The sequence below is a fragment of the Pseudomonas sp. AC172 genome (assembly GCF_979258595.1).
Map to the genome: position 1 here is coordinate 3,044,403 of NZ_OZ409868.1, position 25,174 is coordinate 3,069,576.

The following is a 25,174-nucleotide window of genomic DNA, read 5'->3' on the forward strand; positions in this document are numbered from 1 at the left end:
AGCCAACATAAGTATCAGGGTGTGTCCGACATGAATAGAGGGCAAAAAAAACCGCCCTTACGGGCGGCTAAAAGTGCTTCGACCCTAAATCAGAAGCCCAGGCTGAAGCTGATGGTCATCGCATGGTCGTTGCTGTCGTTCGACAGTTGCCCCGAGTAACCGACGCCGAGTTTTCCGGTCGGGCTGATCTGGAAGTCGACCCCTGCTTCGACGATGGCGCTGTCCTTGGCGATCGGCACACCCTGGGTGCTGAACGAAGCGCCGCCGTCGATGAAGGTCAGATCAGCATCAGGCTTGGTATCACCAAAGGCATGGCGCCAACCGATGGCCGCGCGCGGAGTGAATTGCCCGCCGTTGGCCAGGGTGATGACTTTGCCCGCGCGTACGCCGAGGGTCGAGAAGGTGATGTCTTGATCGGCATCGGCCTCCAGGCGCCCTACTCCACCTTTTTCCTTGGCCTTGTCGGTGTCGTAGTTGACGTAGGCCAGACCGGCGAACGGCTCGAGGGCAACGCCGCCTGCGTCGATGGCGTAACCGACTTCACCGAACACCTGCGCGCTGCGCGCATCGTAGTTGGCTTTCAGACGATCGTTGTAGCTGCCGACGCTGACGTTGCGCTTGGTTTCGATGTCGTGCCAGCTGTAAGCCGCGCCGAGGCGCACCGCCAAGGCATCGAACTGCGAGTTGAGGTACGCCGCCAAGTGGTAGCTTTCGACGGTGGCATCCGAGCGACGATCATGCGCATCGAGGTCGCTGCGGGTGTACCCGGCGGCCATGCCCACGCGCCACTGGTCATCGAGTTGCTTGTCGGTGCCGAGCATGAAGCCGCTGAGGTTGTGGTCGAGTTTCGCCGCGTTGCTGTCGCCATCCGACTCGCCCCACGCACCAAGTGCCCGCGCCCAGCCGACCATTTCGCCGTGGCAACCGTTGCTGCTCAGTTGATTGTCACTTGGCGCCAGAGCTCGGCGTGGATCATCCGCCGCACTGCACGACGGTTGGCGCATCCGATCGTTAACCGCGTCACGCACGTAGCGCGAATCCTCAAGGATGGCGCTGGCCGTGCTGGCGTGGATTTCACCGGACAGACTGTCGAAGGCATTACGCGCACCGGCAACACTGAGGTTGACGATCTCGTTCTGCAGCGCCGCACCCGCCGGACCATTGCTCGACAGCGCGGTGGCGGTCCTGAACTGGTTGCCGGTGGCGGCGACATCGGCGAACGAATTGCCGTTGCGGCTGACCACCAGATTCACGGCGTTGGCGTCATACACCAATGCCGAATCGAGGAAAGCATATTGCGGCAAGTCCGCAGCGCTGAAGGTGCCGATAACCCCACCACCCGCCGTGATCAGCGAATACGTGGTGCTGCCGGTGAACGGTGCCAGCGAGTTGACTTGCAAGCCGCCGCCCAACGTTGCCGTACCGCCGACCGCCAGTGGCGTTGCGGTGGGCGAACTGACCGTCAAGGCCAGCACACCGTCGCTGGCGTTGGTCAGGTTACCCGCAACGCTAAGGGTGCCCGCTTCAGAACCCGAGGCGACAACGCCATGGTTGACCACCGAGCCGACACTGCCATTACCACTCAGGCCGGCGCCGTTGGCCACGGTGACTTGCCCGCCCAGCGAAGCCCGCGCCGCACGGCTGCCGACTTGCAGCACGCCTTGGTCGACCGCGACCGTGCCGCTGAACGGATTATCACCGGTCAACAGCAAGGTACCGGTGCCGCGTTTGAGCATCGCGCCAAGTCCGCTCAGCGATCCGTTGAACTGACCGTTGAAGTTCTGCACGAAGAGCAGCGAAGCGTTGTTGAGGATATTGCCTTGCAGGCTGGTGGTGTTACCGATCAGCGTACCGCCGCTGACGGTGGTGCCACCGCTGTAGGTGTTGGCGCCACTGAGCACCAGCGTACCGGAATCAAGCTTTTCGATACCTCCCGTGCCCACCAGTGGCGTGGAAATTTCTGCACTCCCACCGGCATTCACCCGCACTGGCGCGAGGCTGCCGTCCGCACCATTGACCGGCGTCAACGTCCCGCCAGCCCCCGGAACCAGACTGTAGCCGCCGGAGAGGAATTGCAGGCCGGTGAAGTTCTGATTGCCCTGCACGGTAACCGCACCCGCCTGACCACCGAACACCGCGAACTGACCATTTGAAGCCAGGGCCTGAGTGCCGCTCGGATCGGTCCAGTTGGTGCCTGGCCCCCACACGCCGCTGCCGCCACCGATGCTGCCGTCCGGATTGGTGGTGCCACCGTTCCAGAACTGCACCTCACCCGGCGTGCCTTGCACCAGCAGGTTGATCTGGTTGGCGATTGCGGTTTGCAGGGTCAGATTGGCTGCCGAAACCGGCAGGCTGCCATACACCAGACCGTTGTCGGTCAGGCTGCCGCCGTAGCTGAACAGTTGATAGACGCCGGTGCCGAAACCGCCGGCATTGCTGATGTTCAGCGTACCGTCGAGGGTCAGGTTACCGGCGACATTGACCACAGTGGTCGAACTGGTCGCCGAGCCGAGGCTGAAGTCCAGTTGGGTCCCCGACGACAGTGCCAGCGAACCGACTGACAATGGCGTTGCCGTACCGCCACCCAGCAGCGTCGCGCCGCTGGCCAGTTGCACGGCACCGCCGAGCTGGCCGCCACCGCCAATGCCCGCGCCGCTGGCAACGTTGACGTTGGCGCTATTTAGCACGCCATTGACGATCAGGTTACCGGCCTGCACCGAGGTGTTGCCGGTGAAGGTGTTGTTGCCCGTCAGCAGCAATTCGCCGCTGCCGGTTTTGTTCAGCGTACCGGCGCCGGTGAGGTTGCCGGTGTAGCTGCCATCGGCGTTTTGTTCGAAGGTCAGCGTCGCGTTGTTGACGATCCCACCTTGCAGGCTGCTGGTGTCACCGCGCGTCGTGCCGCCGTTCAGCGTGGTGCCGCCGCTGTAGGTGTTGGCGCCACTGAGGACGAGATCGCCGCTACCGTTTTTCAGCAGACTGCCGGTGCCGGTCACCGCACCGATCAACGTGGTGTTCTGATTGCCGGCGAGGGTCAATTGCGCGCCAAGGTTGACGGCGTTGGCCAGTTGCAGCGCCGAGGTGCTGTCGAGGGTGCCATTGCCGGTGACGTTGAGCGCAGCGCTGCTGATCGCACTGTTGTTGCCGAGGACCAGCGTACCGCCGGCGAGTTGAGTGCCGCCGCTGTAAGTGTTGCTGCCGTTGAGGGTCAGGCTCGACGCGCCGGTCTTGATCAGGCTGCCACTGCCGCTGACCACGCCACCGAGGGTCAAGGCGTTGGAACCGGCTACGGTCAAACCACCGTTGACGACCACGTCGTTGCTCAGACTCACAGCCGCGTTGCTGTCCAGCGCCGTGCCGTCAGCAGCGGTCAACACGCCAGTGCCGAGCGCGGCGTTGTTGCCGACCACGATTTTGCCGCCGTTCAGCGCCGTGCCACCGGTGTAGCCGTTGGCCGCGTTGAGCACCAGCGTACCGCTGTCGTATTTACCCAGCGTGCCGCTGCCATTGAGTGCGACACCGATGGTTGCCGTGGCGTTCGGGTCAACCCGTACCGTGGCATTGCCCAGCGAACCGTTGACCAGATTCAGCGAGCCCGCCGTGCCATTCACCAGGCTGTAGCCGTCGGTGACGAACTGCATGCCGGTGATGGTTTGTGCGCCGTTGACGGTGACCGTGCCGGCCGCGCCCTGGAACACCGCGAAATTGTTGGTCCAGGCCTGATTGGTGGTGCCGTTGACGTCGGTCCAGTTGGTGGTGCCGGTGCCCCAGGTGCCGCTGCCGCCTTCGACCGATCCGTTGGCCACCAGTTGGTTGCCGTCCCAGAACTGCACGGTGACGCCCGGTGCGGTGACCAGCAGGTTGATCTGATTGGCCAGTGCGGTTTGCAGGGTCAGATCGCCCGGGCTGACGCTGCCCGGCAGTGTGCCGAAGAGCATGCCGTTGTCGGTCAGGCCGCCGGTGTAGTCGATCAGGCGATAGACGCCGCTGCCGAAACCACCGATGTCGCTGACATTGAGGGTGCCGTCGAGGGTCAGGTTACCGCCGACGCTGACCAGCGCATTGCCGCCACCGGACACCGGGGTGCCGAGGCCGACGTCGAAGTTGGAGTTACCGTTCAACACCAGCGAATTCACATTCAGCGTACTGCCGGTGGCGCCTGCCAAATGGCCGCCATCGGCCACCGTCACGGCACCGGTCAAGGTGCCGCTGCCACCGAGCGTGCCGCCGTTATTGACCAGCACGTTACCGCTGGCCAGCGAACCGTTGACCTGCAACGTGCCGGCATTGACGTTGGTGTCGCCCATCAGGTCGCTGATGCCGCTGAGGGTCAGGGTGCCGCTGCCGAGTTTGCTCAGGCTGCCGTCACCGCTGAGGATGCCGGCGAAGGTGCTGCTGACATTGTTGCCGCCGAGGCTCAGCGTATTGCCCGTGCCGATCAGCGCCGTGCCGCTGCCGGTGAGGCTGGCAAGGCTGCCCGAAGCACCGAGATTCAGCGCCGCGCCGCCCGCGAGATTGACCGTGGCGTTGTTGCCCAGCGCCGCGCCACTCAACGTGGTCAGGCTGCCGGCGAGCACATCGAAGGTGCCGCTGAAGGTGTTGCTGCCGCTCAGGGTCACGTCGGACAGACCGTTCTTGGTCAACGTGCCGGCGCCGGCGATGATGCCGCCGAGTGTCAGGTTGTTGTTGCCGGCCAGGGCCAGATTGGCATTGACGTTGAGGTTGTTGGCCAGCACCAGTGGCGCGGTGTTATCGAGGGTCGAAGCACCCGCCACGGTCAGCGCGCCACTGCCCAGAGACCCACCAGTGCCGAGAGTCAGCGTGCCGGCATTCAGCGTGGTACCGCCGGTGAAGGTGTTGATGCCGTTCAGCGTCAGGTTCGACGCGCCGTTCTTGATCAAGCCACCCGCGCCGCTGACCACGCCCGCGAGGGTCAGGTTGTTGCTGCCGGTGTTGCTCAGATTGGCGTTGAGCACGACGTTGTTGCCCACGCTCAGCGCACTGTTGCTGTCAAGCGCCGAGGCGCCCGCGACGGTCAGGTTGCCCAGGCCCAGCGCCGAGTTGCTACCGGCGGTCAGGGTGCCGGCGTTCAGGGTGGTGCCGCCCAAGAAGTTGTTGTTACCGCTGAGCGTCAGGTTGGCAGCACCGTTTTTGCTCAGGCTGCCGGCGCCATTGACCGTGCCGGCCAGAGTCAGATCCGCCGTACCGACGATGCCGAGATTGCCCGCAAGGTTGACCGCGTTGTTCAGCGCAACCGCGGTGCTGGCATCCAGCGTGGTGCCGCCCGCCGCGTTCAACGTGCCGGAGCCGAGCGCCGAGTTCGACGCCAGAATCAATCCGCCGGCGTTCAGCGCCACCGGCCCGAGGAAGGCGTTGTTGCCGCCGAGGGTCAGGTTCGCCGCGCCGTTTTTGATCAGGCCACCGGTGCCGCCGATCACGCCGTTGAGGGTCAGCGCATTGCTGCCGACCACGGTGAGGTTGCCGTTGAGCGTCGCGGCGTTGGCCAGTGTCACCGCCGCGTTGCTGTCCAGTTGCGTGCCGGCATTCGCCGTCAACGTGCCGGTGCCGAGTGCGGTGTTGCTGCCGACGATGATCTTGCCGCCGTCCAGTTGCGTGCCGCCGGTATAGGCGTTGGCACCACCGAGCACCAGGGTGCCGGCGTCGAGTTTATTGAGGATGCCGCTGCCATCGATATTGGCATTGATGGTCGCGGTCACGCCCGGATCAACGCGCAACGAAGTCGTGCCGCCGGTGCCGTTGACGGCCGTCAGTTGCCCCGCCGCGCCGTTGACCACGTTGTAGCCATCGGTGAGGAATTGCATGCCGGTGAACGCTTGCGTGCCGTTCACCGTCACCGTGCCGGCAGAGCCCTGGAACACCGCGAAGTCGCCGGCCCACGGTTGGTTGACGAGGCCGTTGGCATCGGTCCAGTTAGTGCCGACCGCATTCCACGTGCCGCTGCCACCATCGACCACGCCGTTGGCAATGGTCTGGCTGCCGTCCCAGTAACGGATGTTGACGTTCGGTGCCGACACTTGAATGTTGATCTGATTGGCCACGCCGGTCTGCACCACCAGATCACCGAGGCCATAACCGACCGGCACGCTGGCGACATCCAGACCCAGATTGGTCAGGGCGCCGGTGTAGTTGAACAGGCGATACACGCCGACGCCGAATCCACCGGCATCAGTAACGTTCAGATTGCCGTTGAGGGTGAGGTTGCCGCCGACGTTCATCAGCGAGGTGGTCGACGGTGTGCCCAGCGCGACATCGACGTTGCTACCGGCCGCCAGGGTCAGCGCACTTGCCGACAGTTGGTTGCCCGATGACAACGCCAGATGGCCGCCGCTGTTGATGTTGACGCTACCAATCGCCGAACCGGTGCCTGTGAGGGTACCGCCGGTGTTGACGTTGACCTGTGCACTGGCCAGCGAACCGCTGAGGTCGACGGTACCGCCGTTGATCGCGGTATTGCCGGTGATGCCGTTGATCCCGGTGAGGTTCAAGGTGCCGGTGCCGACTTTGACCAGACCGCCGCTGCCGCTGAGATCGCCGTCGAACGTACTGGTGACGTTGCCGCTGCCGACGGTCAGCAGGTTGCTGCCGGTCAGTTGCACACTGCCGCTGCCGGTCAGTGCACCGAGGCTGGCGTTGCTGCCCAGATTGAGCCCGGCGCCGGCGCTGATGTTGACGCCGGAGGTGTTGCCCAGCGCATTGGTGTTGAGCGTAGTGACGCTGCCGGACACGATGTTCAGCGCACCGGTGAAGGTGTTATTGCCCGCGAGGGTCAGGTCCGACAAACCGTTTTTGGTCAGGTTGCCAGCACCATCGATGACGCCGTTCAAGCTCAAATCGTTGTTGCCGGCGACGGTCAGCCCGGCGTTCAAGGTGATTGCGTTGCCGATGCCGAACGAGGCGCTGTTATCCAGCGTCGCCGCACCGCCGACGATCAATCCGCCACTGCCCAGACCGTTGGCATTGCCCAAGGTGAGCGTACCGGCATTGAGCGTGGTGCCGCCGCTGAAGGTGTTATTGCCGTTGAGGGTGAGATTGGCAGCGCCGTTCTTGATCAACTGGCCGGTGCCACTGGTGACGCCGCCAAGGGTCAGATTCTGCGTGCCGCCCACGGTCAGCGTGGCATTCAGGGCGACGGCATTGTTGAGGCTGACCAGCGGCGAATTGCTGTCCAGCGTTGCGGCGCCAGCGACGGTCAGTGCACCGGAACCCAATGCCGAACTGTTGCCGACGGTCAGGGTGCCGGCGTTCAGCGTGGTGCCGCCGAGGTAGTTGTTGGCGGCATTGAGAATCAGATTGGCCGCGCCGTTTTTTACCAGACTGCCGGCGCCGCTGACCAGACCGGTCAGGGTCATATTCGCTGTGCCGCCGATGTTCAAGGCACCGGCGAGTGCCACGGCGTTGTTCAGGCTGACCGCCGTGTTGGCGTCCAGCGTAGTGTTGGCCGCCGCGTTCAACGTACCGGAGCCCAACGCATTGTTGCTGCCGACAATCAGTTTGCCGGTGTTCAACGCGGTGTTGCCAAAATAAGTGTTGGCGCCGTTGAGAGTCAGGTCGGCAGTGCCGTTCTTGGTCAGTCCACCGATACCGGCGACCACGCCGCCGAGGGTCAGCGCATTGCTGCCGCCCAAGGTCAGGGTGCCGCCGAGGTTGACGTTGTTGGCCAGGGTGGCGGCGGTGCTGGCATCCAGGGTGGTGCCGTTCGAGGCGTTCAGTGTGCCGGTGCCGAGGGCCGTGTTGGAGCCGACAATCAGCGAACCGGCGTTCAGCGCGGTGGTGCCGTTGTAGGTGTTGTTCCCGGTAAGCGTGAGGCTCGATGCACCGGTCTTGATCAGGCCATTGCTGCCACTGATTACACCGCCGAGGGCCAGTGCATTGGCGCCGCCCGCCGTGAGGCTGGCGTTGAGAATCACATTATTGTTCAGGGTAACGGCAGAGCTGCTGTTCAGGGTGCCTGCGCCTTCCACCGTCAAAGCACCAGTGCCCAATGCTGCGCCATTGCCGACGGTCAGGCTGCCGGCATCGAGCACGACACCGCCGCTGTGAGTATTGACCCCATTGAGGGTGAGATTGGCAGTGCCGTTTTTCACCAATTGGCTGGTGCCACTGATGACGCCGCCGAGGGTCAGCGCGTTGCTGCCGCCAATCCTCAGCGTGTCGTTGACAATGATGTTGTTGTTCAGCGTTACCGCTGCATTGCTGTCGAGCGTCGCCACGCCGCCCACAGTAATGTTGCCACTACCCAGCGCCGCGTTGGCACCTGCGGTGATGGTGCCCGCGTTCAACGCGACGGCACCGAGGAAGGTGTTGGCGCCGTTGAGAATCAGATTGGCCGCGCCGTTTTTGGTCAATCCGCCGCTGCCGCTGACGATGCCGCCGAGGGTCAGGTTGGCGCTGCCACCGACGTTGAGGTTGCCGCCCAGGGAGACCGCGTTGGTCAGCGCCACTGCCGTGCTGGCGTCGAGGGTAGTGCCCGCCGCCGTGGTCAAGGCGCCAGTGCCCAGCGCAGTGTTGGAACCGACAATCAGCGTGCCGGCGTTGAGCGCAGTACCGCCGGAGAAAGTGTTGTTGCCGCTGAGGCTGAGATTCGCGGTGCCGTTTTTGATCAGGTTGCCAGCGCCGCTGACTATGCCACTCAGGCCCAATGCCTGCGTGCCGCCAATGGTCAGCCCCCCGGTCACTGCGACAGCGTTGGCCAGGGTCACTGCTGCCGTCGCATCCAGCGTGGTTCCGGCGGCTGTATTCAGTGCGCCGGTGCCCAGCGCGGTGTTGCTGCCCAACAGCAGACTGCCGGCGTTGAGCAGCGTGTTGCCGCTGTTGGTGTTGTTGCCGGTCAACGTCAGGCTGGCACTGCCTGATTTGGTGATGCCGCCGGTGCCGGACAGTACGCCGCCGAGCGTCAGGGCATTGCTGCCGAGCACGTTGAGCGCGCCGGTCATGCCGATGTTATTGGCCAGCGTGACGTTGGCGGTGCTGTCCAGACTGGTGCCGGCGGCGGTATTCAGCGCACCACTGCCCAGCGAGTTGTTGTTGGTCACCAGCAGGCTGCCGGCGCTCAGGGTGGTAGTGCCGGTGAAACCGCTGTTGGCGCCGCTGACGGTCAGGCTACCGGTGCCGGTTTTGGTCAGGCCACTGCTGCCGCTGATCAGGCCACCGAGGGTCAGTGCGCCGGTACCGCTGGCGGTCAAGGTGCCGCCAAGGCTGATGGCGTTGGCCAGGCTGATCGTGCCCGGTGCGCTTAGCGTCGTCGCACTGATCACGTTGAGCGTGCCGGTACTGAGCGCCTGATTGTTGCCCAACTGCACGGTGCCGCCATTGAGCGTGGTGTTGCCCAGATAGGTGTTGGCGGCACTGAGCGTCAACTGACCTGAACCGATTTTGCTCAAGCCGCCGCTGCCGGAAATCACCCCGCTGAGGGTGGTGGCGTTGGTGCCTTGGACGCTGACGCCGCCGGCACCGAGGGAGATCAGGTTGCTGATGTTCAACCCGGCGTTGCTGGCCTGCAAAATCCCGCCGTTGGAGGTGATTACCCCACTGCCGAAGGTGGCGTTGTTGTTGAACTGGGCGATACCGCCATTGAGCGTGGTGGCGCCGCTGACCAGTGGCCCCTGCAAGGTCCAGGTGCCGCTGTTGATCGTCAGGTTGTTGAAGTTGACGTAGGTCGCGCTCGACGCCGTACCGACACCGCTAGTGCCGCCGCCGACGCCAGCCGGGTTTTGCAGGATCAGGCTGTTGGTGCCACCCGCGCCGCCATCCACGGTACCTGTCGGGGCGAACGTCAGGTTGATATTGATCAACCCACCAAGGCCGACGCTGATCTGCACGCCATCACCAACCTGCACCGAAGAACCGGTCACCGCCGTAAAGGTGTTGGTGCTCGCCGCGCCCATCGACACACCGCCGGTAATCGCACCGGCGTTGGTGAAGGTGTTGCCCGCCGCCGACGTCTCGAACGCGATCCGGCCGTTGATGACGCCGGTACTGCTGTTGGTCATGTTGACCTGCGAGCCACCGTAGACGCCGATCACCGGCGTATCGGCGAGGGTAATGCCGCCGATCGAGAGTCCGGTCGAAGTGATGGTGCCGTTGTTGGTGATGCTGGTGGTACCGGCCGCCGCGTTGTTCACGCCAATTGCCAGACCGTCGATGCTGGTCAGGTTGAGTCCGAGCAGCATGCCCGTACCACGGATGATGCCGCTGGCGTTGTTGAGCACGCTGACGGTGCTCGTTGCGCCAGTGCCGATAAACGCACCGCCGCTCAACACCGAGACCAGGCCGAGCAGCGCCGGGTCGATCGTCCCGGAGTTGTTCAGGGAGATATTCACCCCGGTCAGGTCCATCACGTGGCCGCCGAGGGTCGCATTCATCTGCGCGCCGCTGTTGACGTTAACCGTCAGGCCGTTGGTGGCACTGTTGAAATTGTTGAGAAACAGCGGCAGCGACGGCACGCCGGTACAGGTCACTGTTGAACCGGCCGTGGAGCACGTGGCCAGCGCAGGTGCGCTGACGCCGCCGAACAACAGCCCGGCGACGCTCAGGTGCACAGCAAGGGAAAGTGGGGAAAAACGCGAAACGAGGGCGACACCAAACCTTGCTTCCACGGGCTACTCCTTGTCGTGGCCAATTTCTTCCTTGAGGGCGCGCAGAGCCGTGCTTATTCCACACGCGAATCAAGACTGCGACGGTCATCACAAAACCGTTGATTGGGGATAAAGCTAGTAGACGCCCCGCCATGGGGCACTGATTAAATGGTGTTAATACTTTAATACTAGAGGGGTCTGGAATCAGGGTTTCAGCCCGCATTCATTGACTGTGAAAAGGTTAAAACTGGGGGAGCGAGCTTGCTCGCGAATGCGTTGTTTCAGCTTGCGGATACTTTTCTGATTCCCCGCCTTCGCGAGCAAGCTCGCTCCCACAGGGAACGGTAGGGTCTGCAATCCCGCGCCTGACCGATCCATCAGGAAATACTGAAAAAGGACAGATCTTTCAGCCCATTGAAGGTTTTGGTACGCCTTGTGCAAACGTTTGCGTAACGTCGATACCAACGTTTTCGTAACAAAACCGTACAAGCCCACGGAACACGGGCCTTGATCTGCAAAAAAGGACTTTGAATGCCCATCGCATGCCCTGTTCGCGCACCTTTCTCGTGCACGTTTGCTGTTTCCTTGCTACTGACCGGCGTTACCGGACTTCTCAGCCAAAGCGCGCTGGCGCAACCGGCAAGCAAAGAAGAATCCGCCCAGGGCGAGGCGCTCAGCCCCGAAGCCAGCCCGCCAAAAAAAGGCGCCTACCTGTCGGACTGGTACAACCAGGACCTGATGTTGATCGGCAGCAAAGACATCAGCTTCGGCCCGCAACCGGCCGACGACATCTATCTGGAATACGAGTACTTCGGCCGCAAAGGTCCGTTCGAGTTGTACGGCTACATCGACATTCCGAAGATCTTCAACATCGGCAACAGCCACGACAAAGGCGTGTGGGATCACGGCTCACCAGTGTTCATGGAGCACGAACCGCGTATCTCCATCGACTACCTCGCCGGCCGCAGCCTGGCCATCGGACCGTTCAAGGAATGGTATGTAGCGTTCGACTGGATCTACGATCACGGCAGCCGCAAAGAGAACCGCGCCAACACCCTTTACAGTGGTTTCGGCACCGACATCGACACCCATTCGCGGGTCAATCTGTCGGCCAACCTGTACGGTCGCTATCAGTGGGAAAACTACGGTGCGAGCAATGAATATTCGTGGGACGGCTACCGCGCACAGCTCAAATACATCGTGCCGATCGACAAATTCAGCAACGGCGCCTCGCTGACTTACATCGGTTTTACCAACTTCGATTTCGGCTCGGACATCCACAAGGACAACCCTGCGCGCACGGCCAACGCGACGGTGGCGACCAACGTCCTGCTCTACTCGTTTACCCATTTGCGCTTCACGCTGGTGGGGCGTTATTTCCACAACGGCGGCAACTGGGAAGACGGCAGCGAGCTGAATTTTGGCGACGGCAATTTCCGTGCGCGTTCCAACGGCTGGGGTTACTACGCCGGCGTCGGTTATCAGTTCTGAATCAAGGAGTTTTCCATGCAAGCAATGATGCGTTTGACCCTGGCCGGTGCAGCCCTGCTCTCCTCTACCGCGTGGGCGGCAGAGGCACCGATACAACCGAAAGTCGTGCTGATCACCATGTTCGCCCCCGAGGCGCAGCACTGGATCGACCGCCTGGAACTGAAGCAGGAAATCCGCGTGCCGGGCCTGTCTGCCGAGTATCCGAGCATCCGCTGCAACGCGCAGCACGTGTGCCTGTTGACCACTGGCATGGGCCAGACCAACGCGGCCGCTTCGACATTGGCGTTGGCGCTGTCGCCGAAATTCGACCTGCGTAAAAGTTACTTCCTGATCGCCGGCATTGCCGGGATCAGCCCGAAACACGGAACCATCGGCACCGCTGCATGGGCGCACTATCTGGTGGAATTCGGCACGCAATGGGAGATCGATTCGCGCGATGCGCCATCGAGCTGGCCAACCGGGTATCTGGGCATCAATACCAAGGGTCCGAACGAAAAACCGCCGCTGGACTACAAGACCGAAGTCTTTGAACTCAACCCGAAACTGCAGGCCAAGGCCTTCGCCCTGAGCCACAAGATCGAGCTGAGTGAAAGCAAGGAATCGGCGGCGTGGCGCCTGAAATATCCGTCAGCCCCGGCCAATCAACCACCGGTGGTGACGCGCTGCGACACACTGGCCGGCAACACCTGGTTCTCCGGCACGCGTCTGAGCGAACGGGCCGAGGTCTGGACCAGGTTACTGAGCGACAACAAGGGCGAATACTGCACGACGCAGCAGGAAGACAACTCGACCTATGAGGCGCTGTTACGTGCCAGTCGCGAAGGTCTGGTCGACGTGCAACGTCTGGCCGTGGTGCGTGCCGGTTCCGACTTCGACCGTCCTGAGCCGGGCGGCAGTGAAGTGGACAACCTGCTCAAATACGCCGATCAGGGCGGCTTCGTGCCGGCGTTGGAGAACCTCTATCGCACGGGTAATCCGCTGGTGCAGGACATCCTGAAAAACTGGTCGACATGGGAAAACGGCGTCCCCGCCTCTTAAGAACAGCGAAAATCCCTGTGGGAGCTGGCTTGCCAGCGATGGCGGCGGAACAGGCAAAGAAGAAGTTGCCTGAACTGACGCTATCGCTGGCAAGCCAGCTCCCACAAATTGCTGGGTTTCAAGGAGATCTAAGGTGTATCAGGGGATAAGAATGACCTTGTCACCGCTGCCCTGATTCACATCCGAATAACGCTGAAGACCGTCAGCCAGCGGCGCCTCGACCAACCCCTGCGGCAACGGCAGCAACCCTTCATCGAAGAACCGCCCGAACTGCTCCAGCATCGCTGCACAGGCTTCAACGCCGTACAGCAACGAATTGATCCCGACCACCGAACCGCCCTTGCGATACAGCGCCAGTGCCGGCAGTTGCACATGCCCGTCCACTGGTGCGGCGATAATCGCGATCCGTCCGAACGTGGCCAATGCCGCCACCGACGCCGGCAACCAGAAACCGGTGGTGTCGAAGATCACATCGGCGCCGCCGCGATACACCGCGTTTACCTGCGCACCGAGATCTTCGGGCTTATCCAGCTGGATCGTCTGATACCCCTGTGCCTGCAAATCCGCGACCTGCTCCGGACGACGCGCCGCTGCCAGCAACTGCGCGCCACGCACTTTCGCCAGGGCCAATGCTGCCGTGGCCACCGCACCGCCGCCGATTACCAGCAAACGGGTTTCGGCCGTTACCAGACTGCGCTCCAACGCATCCCATGCCGTGGTGTATGGCACGCCGAGGCTGGCCGCCTGGGTGAAACTCAGGTGCGAGGGTTTGCGCGCCACACCATTGGCCGGCAGTCTGACGAACTCGGCGTGGGAGCCATCGGCGAAAAAGCCCAGCTCACGGCCAGTGCCCCAGACTTCCTGACCGATCAACGCCTGCGGGCCTTCGACGACGACACCGGCGAAATCCCGACCGGGAATTCGTGGCAGCGTGGTGTAGGGAAAACGGCCGAGGACGTTTTTCACATCGCTGGGATTCAGGCCGGCAGCCTTGATCTGCACCAGCACTTCGTCAGCGCCGGGTACCGGGGTCGGCACCTCGACGTAATGCAGGGAAGACAGGTCGCCGGTTTTATCGAACTGCAGTGCTTTCATGGGGACATCCACCGTAGGAAAAGAGGAAATTCAGGACAACCAACCCGCGACCAGCTGCCGGCCCATCGGCCACAACTGCTCACCGGCCAGCATGCCGAGCAAACCGATCAGCGCGATAGCCGGTGGCGCGGGAGAACGGAAATCCAGCGCGCCGTACAACAGGCCGACGCCCAGACCGATGGCCAGCGAAATCAGGTAGTTCATGGGGAGGAACTCCGCCGTTTGAAGGGAATGGGCAGAGTTTAGGGAACCGGCGGGGATGGCATCGGCCAAGGACTTCTGAATTTCGGACAAGTACCAGATGCACACCACAAAACCCTGTGGGAGCGAGCCTGCTCGCGAAAGCGGTGTGTCAGTGAAGGATGAGTCAGCTGATCCACCGCATTCGCGAGCAAGCTCGCTCCCACAGTGGATTCATGCAGGCTTGATTAATCGTGTTCCACAACAAATTGTGAAGGAGCGACACCCAATTCGCGGCGGAACATGTCGCTGAAACTGCTGGGTGAGTAGCCGAGTTCGCGGGCAATCACACTCACCGCCACGCCCTGAATCAGTTCCGCCACCGCCGTCGCCAGTTGCACCTGCCGCCGCCACTCGGCGAAGCCCATACCGAGGCTGTCCTTGAACAACCGCGCCAGGGTGCGCACGCTGGCCCCGGCATTTTCCGCGTGCTGCTCGAATGGAATCTCCAGCGACGGCGCCGCCATCACCGCTTGACACAGATTCATCAAGCGCCGGTCGGAGTCGTCCGGCATCGGGATTTTCAACTGCGAACGCCTTGCGCGTTTCAGCTCCAGCAACGCCAACCCGACCAGTGCCTCGTAATACGCCGGATCACCACTGTCACCCTGCTCCACCAGCCCGACAATCAACTCGCGCAGCAAACCGCCGACCTCGATCACCTGCACTGTCTGATCCAGCGTCGCCGCCAGCGCCGGGCGCAGGTACATATTGCGCATCTGCAGATCCGACACCACCCGAATCCCGTGCGGCACACCCGGCGGCAACCACACCGCCCGCTGCGGCGGCACCACCAGCGCTTCGTGCGGGGTCTCGACCCACATCACCCCGCTCATCGCATACAGCAACTGCCCCCAGACATGCTCGTGCGGCTCGATGAACAAGCCGCGCGGGTACGTGCGTGCCACACGTTGCACGGGCACATCGGTATCGCTGAGATCAGGGGGTGCGGCAAGGGCCATGGCGAGCATTCATTGGGCTTGGCGGAAACGCCATGGTAACCAGTGCGCCACGGCGTCGCCAACGATAGATACCGTCGGACAATCCGAGTGAATTTTCCCGGCGCACCGCGATCCCTCTATTACCACAGGGAGGAATACGGGCTTTATGAACAACGCAAAACTCTATGTCATCGAATACACCCTTCACGGCACGCCCAAGTCGTTCATTATCCGCTCGGACAAGATGGACAATGCCGAGGCGTGGCACTGGGCGAGCTGCGACGCCGGGGTGGGCCGCATTCCTCGTTTTGGCCGTGAGAAGGTGCAGAAGACCAGCAAACCGATGGCGGAAAAATTCGGCGTGGAAAACGTCATCTGGCGACCGACCAGCTAAGCTCAGCTGGCGATCGCCATCATTCGGGGGAATGCACCATGAGCAACCTCAGCAGCCCGGCGCATCTGGACTACGGCCTTGATACGCTGTTCGGGCGGATCACCAAAAGCGTGGACTGCCGCGTTGGGCTTGAGGCGGTCGAGAATGATCCGTTTCGCTTTGCCTTGCGTGTGCCGGCACCGCTGCCGGAGAACCTTGATCAGGCGAAAACCGTCGTGGTCAGGGTTGAGGGGCGAAGGCTGCAGGGTACGGTAAGGCATACAGAGCGGCTGGATGATGAAAGCCTGAAACTGGAAGTGGAGCCTGATTAGGCTCCACTTTTTTATGCGTCGTTCGTCATCCGTGGGCGCATTTACAGCCTTTGGTTGAACATTCCTCGCCACTCTTGTGGTGGTGAGCGCAGGCCTCGCAGCAATAGTGTTTGCCGTGGACGGCGTAGGCATGATCGCCTTCCTTGATGGTGCATTTGCAGTTGGGGCAATCGCATTTTCTATCGGGCATGGGACAGACTCCTTGGGTGGTGGTTGTCTGGGGCTTGAAGGGCAAGCCGTGATAACCAGTGTAGAAGCTGCCCGGGTTTTGGTTTTTTTGGGGGCATATCCGTTGCTGCGGTAACGGCTGCTTAGGGTTCCGCCCTTACGGCGGGTCACTTTTTCCAGACGCCCGGAATGCCGGCCCAGAAAAAAGTAACCAAAAAGGCTTGCCCCGGCGTACGGCACTTCGCTGAGGCTCAGTGTTCCCTCGCTACGGTGTCCATCCGGGGGCATCGCCTACGGTTTGCTTCGCTGCACCTCCTCTCGATGTATGCGGCTACGCCGCACGGCGCTGCGCGCCTACCCCCCGGATGAACACCTTCGCTCGGCCTGCCGAAGGGGCAAAAGATCAAAAGCCGAAGCAAGATCAAAAGCCGGATCAAAAGCCAGATCAAGAGCCCCTCACCCTAACCCTCTCCCGGAGGGAGAGGGGACTGACCGAGTGGTTTGGGAGATGTACGCCGACGTGCGATTCCGCGTTGAACTCAGGCTTTGAAAAGCCCAAAAATCGGCCCCCTCTCCCTCGGGAGAGGGCTGGGGTGAGGGGCGAATCCAACACAAAACCAAAGCCGAACACGCTGTGCTCTTCCACCACTCAACAGGATGAGCGTTAGCTCGGCTGCAGCTCTTGATCTGTAAGGCGACGTCGGAAGGCTTCGTTCCGGGATTGATCCGGGCGTGGGAGCGCAGCGACCGTTTGGCGCAGCCAAACACAGCGAGAGGAGGTGCAGCGAAGCAAACCGTAGGCGCTGCGCCCGGATCGATCCCGGAGCGAAGGAACCCCGAGCCCCAGCGAGCGGGCCGCACGCAGGAGCAAGCGTTTTTTTGCTTACTTTTTTTAGGCGTTTGTAAAAAAAGTGAGTCGCCGTAAGGGCGAAACCCTAAGCAGCCGTTACCGCAGCAACGGATATGTACTCAAATCAAATCAAATCAACCAACCCGACGCGAACTGCTCCGATACATAAACACCAAAGCCACCCCCAAACACACCATCGCCAAAATCCGCGAACCAGACAGCTCAATCGCCGGATTCCCCAACCAGCCAAAATTATCAATCAACATCCCCATCCCCAACTGCCCGACAATCACCGCCACCGTCGCCACAGCCGTCCCCACCACTGGCACCGCCCCCACCATCACCATCATGTACACCACGCCAAACAGCGCCCCGGTCAACTGCCACTTCGGCACATCCAAAAGACTCACCGCATGAGCCGGCTCAAAAAACAAAATCAACAACCCGGTCGAAACCGCGCCCACAACAAATGTCAGCAGACTACTGCGCAACACCCCAACGGTTTCCCCCAGACGCCCATTGATCGCCGCCTGCACACTCAACACCGCACCGGCCAACACCACCACCGCCAACAAAATAACCAGACTCATCACTCACCCCCGCGCAATCAAAACAAGTGCCACCACAATCAACCCCAACGCCAGCCAGCGCTCGGTGTTGACCTTCTTGCGCGTCGCCCCGAACCAGCCAAAATGGTCAATCAACACGCTCTTGCCGACCTGACCGGACAGAATCGCGATCATGGTCATGGCAATGCCGATATGCGGCGTCGCCAACGTCAGCACCACCACATACATCGGCCCGAGAAAACCACCGATCAATTGCCAACGCGGTAAATCAGTCAGTGCCGGGCCTTTTTGCGGGCCTGCGAACAACAACAGCAAAAACAGAATCGCCGAGCCGACACCAAAGATGCTCAAAGTCGCCCACAGATGCCCGACCTGAACACCCAACGGCCCTAGCAACCCCGCCTCCACCGATAGACCCATGCCTGCCAGGATCACCAGTGGCAGTAACAACAGTCGCAGCCCCGCTTTCTTCACCGGCGCCGTAACGGCGACCTCATCCAACGTCTGCATAAACAACATTCCACTCAAGTAAACGATGGCGCGGATTATCGGCTGGCTAAGCTGTGCGATAAATGGGAGCATCCGAACAACACTTTTGCGCAATTCGCACAGCAGGACACATCATGCACGGGCTCAACGAACTCGGATTCAAGGCACTCAGGCTGTTTGTGGCGGTGCTCGACCACGGCAGTTTTTCCGAAGTAGCCCGTCGCGAAGGCGTGGCGCCCTCCTCGATCTCGCGGCAGATCCAGTTGATGGAACAAGCGCTGAACCAGCAATTGCTCTACCGCCACACCCGCGCCGTCACGCCGACCGAAGCCGGGCGCATGCTCGGTCATCATGCGCGGCTGGTGCTGGTGCAACTGGAAGAAGCCGAGCAGGCGTTGCAAGAACAGCAAAGCGAACCCACCGGTCTGGTGCGCATCAACGCGCCGGTGGTGTTCGGTCAGCGGCATCTGACGCCATGGCTGGGCAAGTTGTGCGCGCGTTATCCGAAGCTGCAACTCGATATCCAGCAGACCGACCATTACGTCGACCCGTTGCAGGAAGGCGCGGATTTGCTGTTCCGCATTGGTTCGCTGCACGACTCGAGCATGCAGGCGCGGATTCTCGCGCCGCATCGCTTTCAGGTTGCGGCCAGCCCGGCGTATCTCAAGCGCCACGGTACGCCGCAACATCCTGACAATCTGGCGCAGCACCAATGCCTGGCCTACAAAGGCGCGACCGGCCAGCAGCGCTGGTTTTTCCGCCGCGATGGCGAGGACTGGACGCCCTATTCGGTCAAAGGCCCGATCACCGGCAACCACGCCGACACCCTCACCCAAGCCGCCGAGCAAGGCCTGGGGCTGGTGATGTTTCCGTCATGGTTGATTGGCGAAGCGGTGCGCGACGGCACGCTGGTGCCGGTACTGGGGGAATATCAGGTGTCGAACAGCCTGGAGCCGCAGCAGATTGCGGTGTTGTGGCCGGGGAGCCGACGGTTGTCGGTGAAGGTGCGGACGGTGATTGATTTCTTTATCGAATGCTTTGGTGAAGTGCCCTATTGGGATCGTCCCTGAAAGCTGAAAATCAAGAGCCCCTCACCCTAGCCCTCTCCCGGAGGGAGAGGGGACTGATTGGGGGATATTGCAGGCTTGCACCGACCTGAAAGCTCTGCTGGGAATCCATAATCGACTCGATTCCTCAGGTCGATGGATGACGCAAGACACCTCGGTCAGTCCCCTCTCCCTCTGGGAGAGGGTTAGGGTGAGGGGCTTTTCAAGCGGTCAAATACGGAACTGACCGACCAGTTTGCCCAGGCGCTGACCAAGCTCAGCCAGACTGCGCGACGTCTGCGCGCCCAACTGCGTTTCATCGGCCACGCTGTCCACCGCCACCGCAATCTGATGCACGCTGCGATTGATCTCTTCCGCCACCGCCGTCTGCTCTTCCGCCGCACTGGCAATCTGCGCGTTCATCGAGTTGATCGTCGCGATCAGCTCCGCCATCGCATCCAGCGAAGCCCCGGCCTGATTGGCTTGCTGTGAAGTGCCGTCACCCGCCTCGCTGGAACGGCGCATCGCCTCGACCGCCGATTGCGTGCCCGCCTGCAAGCGATCGATCATGCCCTGAATTTCCTGGGTGCTGATCTGGGTGCGACTGGCCAACGCACGCACCTCGTCCGCCACCACGGCAAACCCGCGCCCGGCCTCACCGGCGCGCGCCGCTTCAATCGCCGCGTTCAACGCCAGCAGGTTGGTCTGCTCGGCAATCGAGCGAATCACCCCGAGCACGCCGACAATCGACGTCACGTCCTGCTGCAGGCTGTCGAGCGACACGCCGCTGCTGCGGATGTCATCGACCAGCGCATGAATCTGTTTGATGCTGCCGGCCACCACACGCTTGGCGCTCTGGCCTTCTTCGTCGGTCTGCTGGGCAGCGACAGCGGCGTTCTGCGCGCTCTTCGCTACTTCTTGTGCGGCGGCGGACATTTCGTTGATCGCCGTGGCGACCTGATCGGTTTCGTGACGCTGACGCTCCATCGCCTGATCCGAACGCTGGGCCTGATCCGACACTTGGGTCACCAGCCCGGTCAATTGCGTGGTCATCTCGGTGATCTGCCGCACCAGGCCATGGATCTTGTCGACGAAGCGGTTGAACGAGCCGGCCAGTTCGCCGAGTTCGTCCTGGCTGGTGATGTTCAGGCGACGGGTCAGATCGCCCTCGCCTGCCGCGATGTCATCGAGGTTGGCTTTCATCAGGGTCAGCGGACGCAAAATGGTATTGGCCAGCAACATCCCCGCCGCCGCAATCACCAACAGCACCACCACTGCCACGCCGACGATGCTCAGCACCACGCCTTGCATGCGTTCCTGCACCTGCGCTTCAACCAGTGCCACTTGCGCCTCGATGCCGTCGAGGTTGACCGACGTACCGACCGCCATGTCCCACTTGGCCAGGTATTCGGTGTAACCGAGTTTCGGCACCAGCACCTGTGCGTTGCCCGGCAGCGGCGAGCTGTATTGCAGATAGTGCGTGCCGTCCTTCGCCACACTCACCAGGCCACGGTTGACGTAAACGCCGTTCGGGTCGCGGTTGTCCTTGAAGCTTTTGCCCACGCCTTCGGGGTCGTTGGCCTTGAACAGGCGCACGGTCTCGGAGTCGTAGCCGAAGAAGTAGCCGTCCTTGCCGTAGCGAATGCCGGAAAGCAACTTGATCGCTTGCGCCCGCGCCTCGTTATCACCGGGTGCGGCGGCGTCGTACAGCGGTTTGATCGTGGTCATGGCCACGGCGACGTAACTTTGCAGAGTGGCTTTGGCATCACCGAGCAGGCGCTCGCGGGTCTGTTCGACCTCTTTGTGCGCTTGTTCCTGAAGGATGAACAGCGTGGTCAGGCTGATGACCAGCGCAAAGAGCAACACCGGGAGAACGGCGAGGGAGAGGACTTTAGCCTTGAGGCTCAGGCGCATTGTGGGAGCTCACTCTTTTGGTTTTATTGGCGTGGTTAAAGGCTTTAACGGCACGTCATCACAAAAGTTGAGCAAAGGGATTACCCCATTCCCCCGTGGGAGCGAGCTTGCTCGCGAAGGCGTCGTGTCAGTCAACCATTACGTCGCTGATACACCGCTTTCGCGAGCAAGCTCGCTCCCACAGGAGATCGGCGGGGTTCAGAGGACCATTGCGGCCACCCAGCCGAATGCCAGCAACGGCAGGTTGTAGTGCAGGAACGTCGGCACCACGGTGTCCCAGATGTGGTGATGCTGACCGTCGATATTCAGGCCCGAGGTCGGGCCCAGCGTCGAATCCGAAGCAGGCGAACCGGCGTCGCCAAGTGCGCCGGCGGTACCAACGATGCAGACAATGGCGATCGGGCTGAAGCCCAGTTGCACGCACAGCGGCACGAAAATCGCTGCCAGAATCGGCACGGTGGAAAACGACGAACCGATGCCCATGGTCACCAGCAACCCGACCAGCAGCATCAATAGTGCACCGATGCCCTTGCTGTGATTGATCCACGACGCCGAGGATTCAACCAGCGTCTGCACTTCGCCAGTGGCCTTCATCACTTCGGCAAAACCAGACGCGGCAATCATGATGAAGCCGATCATCGCCATCATCTTCATGCCCTCGGTGAAGAGGTCATCGGTCTCGCGCCACTTGACGATGCCCGACACCGAGAAGATCAGAAAACCGACCAGCGCCCCGATAATCATCGAGTCCAGCAGCAACTGCACAATGAACGCGGCGGCAATCGCCACACCGGCAATCATCAGGCTGAGCGGGTTGTACTGCACCGCGACTTGCTCGACCTGCTCGATCTTCGCCAGGTCATACACGCGTTTCTTGCGGTAGCTGATAAACGCCATCGCCAGACCAAAGACCATGCCCAGCGCCGGAAGGCCCATGGCGTGGGTGACATTGATGCCGCTGATATCGACGCCGCTGCGCGCAACATTCGCCAACAGAATTTCATTAAGGAAGATGTTACCGAAGCCCACCGGCAGGAACATGTACGGCGTGATCAGACCGAACGTCATGACGCAGGCGATCAAGCGGCGGTCGAGTTGCAGCTTGGTCAGTACATATAAAAGCGGCGGCACCAGCAGCGGAATGAACGCGATGTGGATCGGCAGGATGTTCTGCGAAGCGATCGCCACCACCCACAACAGGCCGATCAGCAGCCATTTGACGCTGCCACCTCCGGTCGTATGCTGGCGATCAACCATGGCCAGCGCCTTGTCGGCCAAGGCGTGAGCCAGGCCAGACTTGGCAATCGCCACGGCGAAAGCGCCGAGCAACGCGTAGGACAACGCCACCGTCGCCCCGCCGCCCAAGCCGCTGTTGAACGCCTTGAGCGTGGCGTCGATGCCCAAGCCACCGGTGAGACCGCCGACCAGCGCGCCAACGATCAAGGCGATCACTACGTGCACGCGGGACAGGCTGAGGATCAGCATGACGCCGACTGCCGCTATGACTGCATTCATTTCACTTCCTCGAAAAACACTGCGGTGGAAAACCGACCGCCAGACAGAATGAGTCCGCCAAAGCTTAACCGGCGGATTTGCAAAGAGGGTCTTATTAGAAGGGCGCGCACTGTGCCGCAGAGTGGCCGCAGTGTCAAAGCGAGCCGGCGATTTCGGGTGCGGCAATCCGCCATATTGTGTTTCAAGGATAAAGAAAGCTGAAAAGCAGCCGTTACAGTGCAAAGTCTCAGATATTTATCGAATAAGGACGTCTCCATGTCGCTCAGACAACTTTCCATCCAATGGAAAATCACCCTGCTCGCCGGCCTGTGCCTGGCCGGTATCGTGACCCTGTTGGTCGGTCTTTCGCTGTATCGCATGGAGCACAGTTCTGAACTGGTGAAAGCTTCGAGCATGGAAATGCTCACTGAGTCGGCGCAGGCGCGTATCGAGTCGCAAGGTGAAGTGCAAGCCGCCGGCATCCGCCAGCAGTTCATGGACGCCTATCAATACGGCCACGGCTTTTCGCGGCAGGTGCTGTTCCTGCGCGAACAGGCCGAGAAACGCTTTCTCGATGCCTTCGACCTGCGCGAAGACATGACCCGTCAGGTCAAATCGGCGCTGCAAGCCAACCCGGACCTGCTCGGCCTGTCGCTGGTGTTCGAAGCCAACGCGCTGGACGGCAAAGACGAACTGTTCGCCGGTCAGGCTGAACTGGGTAGCAACGACAAGGGCCGTTTCGCCCTGTACTGGTCGCAACCAACGCCAGGCAAAGTCACCTCGATGGCCCTGCCGGAAAGCGACATGGCCGACACCAGCACCGGCCCTAGCGGTCAAGCGGCCAATGCCTGGTTCACTTGCCCGCGCACCACGCTCAAACCGTGCGTGATCGAACCCTACTTCTATGTGATCGACGGGCAGAAGGTGCTGATGACCAGCATCGTCTTCCCGCTGATGGTCAACGGCAAAGTCATCGCTTCGCTGTCGGTCGACATCAACCTCAACAGCCTGCAAGCGATCAGCCAAGGCGCGAGCAAAAAGCTCTACGACGGCCAGACCGCCGTGAGCATCATCAGCCCTGCCGGCCTGCTCGCCGGTTACAGCCCGGATGCTGGAAAACTCAGCCAGCGTCTGGATGCCGTAGATAAAACCAGCGGCGCCGAACTGCTGAGCAAACTCGCTTCCAGCACAACCGTCAGCAGCCTGCACAGCAACGGCCAGTTGAAAGTACTGTCGCCGTTCCCGCCAATTCCAGGCGGCCCGTCGTGGGGCGTGCTACTTGATGTGCCGGAAAAAGTCCTGGTCAGCCGCGCCGAAGCGCTCAAGCAACAGCTGGACGCGAGCAACAACTCTGGCACTCTGATCGAGCTGGGCCTCGGCGTGCTGGCCGCGTTGATCGGCCTGCTGCTGGTGTGGCTGATGGCGCGCAGCGTGACCAGACCGATCCTCGGCGTGGCGCACATGCTTGAAGACATCGCCAGCGGCGAAGGTGATCTGACCCGCCGTCTGGCCTACGACAAAAAGGACGAACTCGGTCAATTGGCCGGTTGGTTCAACCGCTTCCTCGACAAGTTGCAGCCGATCATCGCCGAGGTGAAACGCTCGGTGCAGGACGCGCGCAACACCGCCGATCAGTCCTCAGCGATTGCGACCCAGACCAGCGCAGGCATGGAACAGCAATACCGTCAGGTCGATCAGGTCGCCACCGCGTCCCACGAAATGAGCGCCACCGCGCAAGACGTCGCCCGCAGCGCCGCGCAGGCTGCCGAGGCCGCCAAGGATGCCGATCGCGCGACCCGTCAGGGCCTGACCGTGATCGACCGCACCACTGCAAGCATCGACACCCTCGCCGCCGACATGAGCGCAGCCATGGTGCAAGTTGAAGGTCTGGCCGCTAACAGCGAGAAAATCGGCGCGGTGCTGGAAACCATCCGCGCGATTGCCGAACAAACCAACCTGCTGGCACTCAACGCCGCGATCGAAGCGGCCCGTGCCGGTGAGGCTGGCCGCGGTTTTGCTGTGGTCGCTGATGAGGTACGCAACCTCGCTCGCCGCACACAGGAATCGGTGGAAGAAACCCGTCAGGTCATCGAACAGTTGCAGAGCGGCACCCAAGACGTGGTCGGGTCGATGGGCAACAGCCATCGTCAGGCTCAGGGCAGTGTCGAACAGGTTGGCCAAGCCGTGACCGCGTTGCGCCAGATCGGCGAGGCGGTGACGGTGATCAGCGACATGAACCTGCAGATTGCCAGCGCCGCTGAAGAGCAAAGCGCGGTGGCGGAAGAGATCAATAACAACGTGGCGACGATCCGCGATGTGACGGAGTCGCTGTCCGGGCAGGCGAATGAGTCGGCGCGGGTGAGTCAGTCGCTCAATAGTCTGGCGAATCAGCAGCAGAGTTTGATGGATCAGTTTCGGGTTTGATTTGAAGGTTGTGGGGTGTCAGCTGGATTCCCCCCTCACCCCAGCCCTCTCCCCCAAGGGGGCGAGGGGGAAAGGGAGCTGATCTCCATGTCATTCAAAACCTGAGTTCGGCTCGGTA

Annotated in this window: 15 protein-coding genes and 2 pseudogenes; 7 read left to right on the forward strand and 10 right to left on the reverse strand. The window is 61.7% G+C overall.

Features of this window, described 5'->3' with window-relative positions:
- Positions 1–89 precede the first annotated feature (89 nt).
- On the reverse strand, positions 90–10,613 hold the full coding sequence (locus ACZ0A4_RS13585; protein ID WP_463575137.1) for an autotransporter-associated beta strand repeat-containing protein: 10,524 nt from the start codon (positions 10,611–10,613) through the stop codon (positions 90–92).
- 510 nt (positions 10,614–11,123) lie between these two features.
- Here ACZ0A4_RS13585 and ACZ0A4_RS13590 point away from each other — a divergent pair.
- Complete coding sequence (locus ACZ0A4_RS13590) at positions 11,124–12,083, forward strand: nucleoside-specific channel-forming protein Tsx (RefSeq protein WP_463575138.1); 960 nt, start codon at positions 11,124–11,126, stop codon at positions 12,081–12,083.
- A 15-nt stretch (positions 12,084–12,098) separates the two neighbouring features.
- Complete coding sequence (locus ACZ0A4_RS13595; RefSeq protein WP_463575139.1) at positions 12,099–13,121, forward strand: purine-nucleoside phosphorylase; 1,023 nt, start codon at positions 12,099–12,101, stop codon at positions 13,119–13,121.
- Between the two features lie 138 nt (positions 13,122–13,259).
- On the opposite strand, the gene ACZ0A4_RS13600 is transcribed toward ACZ0A4_RS13595, so the two are convergent.
- The 3 genes from ACZ0A4_RS13600 to ACZ0A4_RS13610 form a co-directional block, all read right to left on the reverse strand.
- Entirely contained in the window at positions 13,260–14,216 is a 957-nt protein-coding gene (locus tag ACZ0A4_RS13600; RefSeq protein WP_463575141.1) for a quinone oxidoreductase family protein, read from the reverse strand.
- 30 nt (positions 14,217–14,246) lie between these two features.
- On the reverse strand, positions 14,247–14,420 hold the full coding sequence (locus ACZ0A4_RS13605) for a DUF1427 family protein (RefSeq protein ID WP_463575142.1): 174 nt from the start codon (positions 14,418–14,420) through the stop codon (positions 14,247–14,249).
- Between the two features lie 224 nt (positions 14,421–14,644).
- On the reverse strand, positions 14,645–15,427 hold the full coding sequence (locus tag ACZ0A4_RS13610) for an AraC family transcriptional regulator (RefSeq protein WP_463575143.1): 783 nt from the start codon (positions 15,425–15,427) through the stop codon (positions 14,645–14,647).
- Between the two features lie 136 nt (positions 15,428–15,563).
- Between ACZ0A4_RS13610 and ACZ0A4_RS13615 the strand changes: the two genes are divergently transcribed.
- A complete protein-coding gene (locus ACZ0A4_RS13615; RefSeq protein ID WP_187677607.1) occupies positions 15,564–15,791 on the forward strand; it encodes a DUF6555 family protein in 228 nt (75 codons plus the stop codon).
- Between the two features lie 38 nt (positions 15,792–15,829).
- Entirely contained in the window at positions 15,830–16,102 is a 273-nt protein-coding gene (locus ACZ0A4_RS13620) for a hypothetical protein (RefSeq protein ID WP_463575144.1), read from the forward strand.
- Positions 16,103–16,127: 25 nt separating this feature from the next.
- On the opposite strand, the gene ACZ0A4_RS13625 is transcribed toward ACZ0A4_RS13620, so the two are convergent.
- The 3 genes from ACZ0A4_RS13625 to ACZ0A4_RS13635 all read right to left on the reverse strand — a co-directional run bounded on the left by ACZ0A4_RS13625 (position 16,128) and on the right by ACZ0A4_RS13635 (position 18,199).
- The gene (locus ACZ0A4_RS13625) at positions 16,128–16,292 is read right to left on the reverse strand and encodes a metallothionein (protein ID WP_077573617.1); all 165 of its coding nucleotides are present in this window, start codon (positions 16,290–16,292) and stop codon (positions 16,128–16,130) included.
- A gap of 962 nt (positions 16,293–17,254) precedes the next feature.
- Positions 17,255–17,710, reverse strand: coding sequence for a DMT family transporter (locus ACZ0A4_RS13630; RefSeq protein WP_463575145.1), 456 nt, complete (start codon positions 17,708–17,710; stop codon positions 17,255–17,257).
- 3 nt (positions 17,711–17,713) lie between these two features.
- Entirely contained in the window at positions 17,714–18,199 is a 486-nt protein-coding gene (locus ACZ0A4_RS13635; protein WP_463575146.1) for a DMT family transporter, read from the reverse strand.
- 113 nt (positions 18,200–18,312) lie between these two features.
- Here ACZ0A4_RS13635 and ACZ0A4_RS13640 point away from each other — a divergent pair, with 113 nt between their 5' ends.
- The gene (locus ACZ0A4_RS13640) at positions 18,313–19,248 is read left to right on the forward strand and encodes a LysR family transcriptional regulator (protein ID WP_463575147.1); all 936 of its coding nucleotides are present in this window, start codon (positions 18,313–18,315) and stop codon (positions 19,246–19,248) included.
- A 207-nt stretch (positions 19,249–19,455) separates the two neighbouring features.
- Here ACZ0A4_RS13640 and ACZ0A4_RS13645 read toward each other — a convergent pair whose 3' ends face one another.
- The 3 genes and pseudogenes from ACZ0A4_RS13645 to ACZ0A4_RS13655 form a co-directional block, all read right to left on the reverse strand.
- Positions 19,456–20,277, reverse strand: coding sequence for a methyl-accepting chemotaxis protein (locus ACZ0A4_RS13645; protein ID WP_409077500.1), 822 nt, complete (start codon positions 20,275–20,277; stop codon positions 19,456–19,458).
- 84 nt (positions 20,278–20,361) lie between these two features.
- Positions 20,362–21,138, reverse strand: a pseudogene (locus ACZ0A4_RS13650) (cache domain-containing protein); the annotation flags it as partial.
- Positions 21,139–21,336: 198 nt separating this feature from the next.
- A complete protein-coding gene (locus ACZ0A4_RS13655; protein ID WP_463575149.1) occupies positions 21,337–22,653 on the reverse strand; it encodes a Na+/H+ antiporter family protein in 1,317 nt (438 codons plus the stop codon).
- 1,398 nt (positions 22,654–24,051) lie between these two features.
- On the opposite strand from ACZ0A4_RS13655, the pseudogene ACZ0A4_RS13660 reads away from it, so the two are divergent.
- Together ACZ0A4_RS13660 and ACZ0A4_RS13665 are read left to right on the forward strand one after the other, a co-directional pair.
- Positions 24,052–24,198 (forward strand): annotated as a pseudogene (locus tag ACZ0A4_RS13660) (HAMP domain-containing protein); the annotation flags it as partial.
- A 102-nt stretch (positions 24,199–24,300) separates the two neighbouring features.
- Positions 24,301–25,056, forward strand: coding sequence for a methyl-accepting chemotaxis protein (locus tag ACZ0A4_RS13665; RefSeq protein ID WP_430947413.1), 756 nt, complete (start codon positions 24,301–24,303; stop codon positions 25,054–25,056).
- Positions 25,057–25,174: the final 118 nt, after the last annotated feature.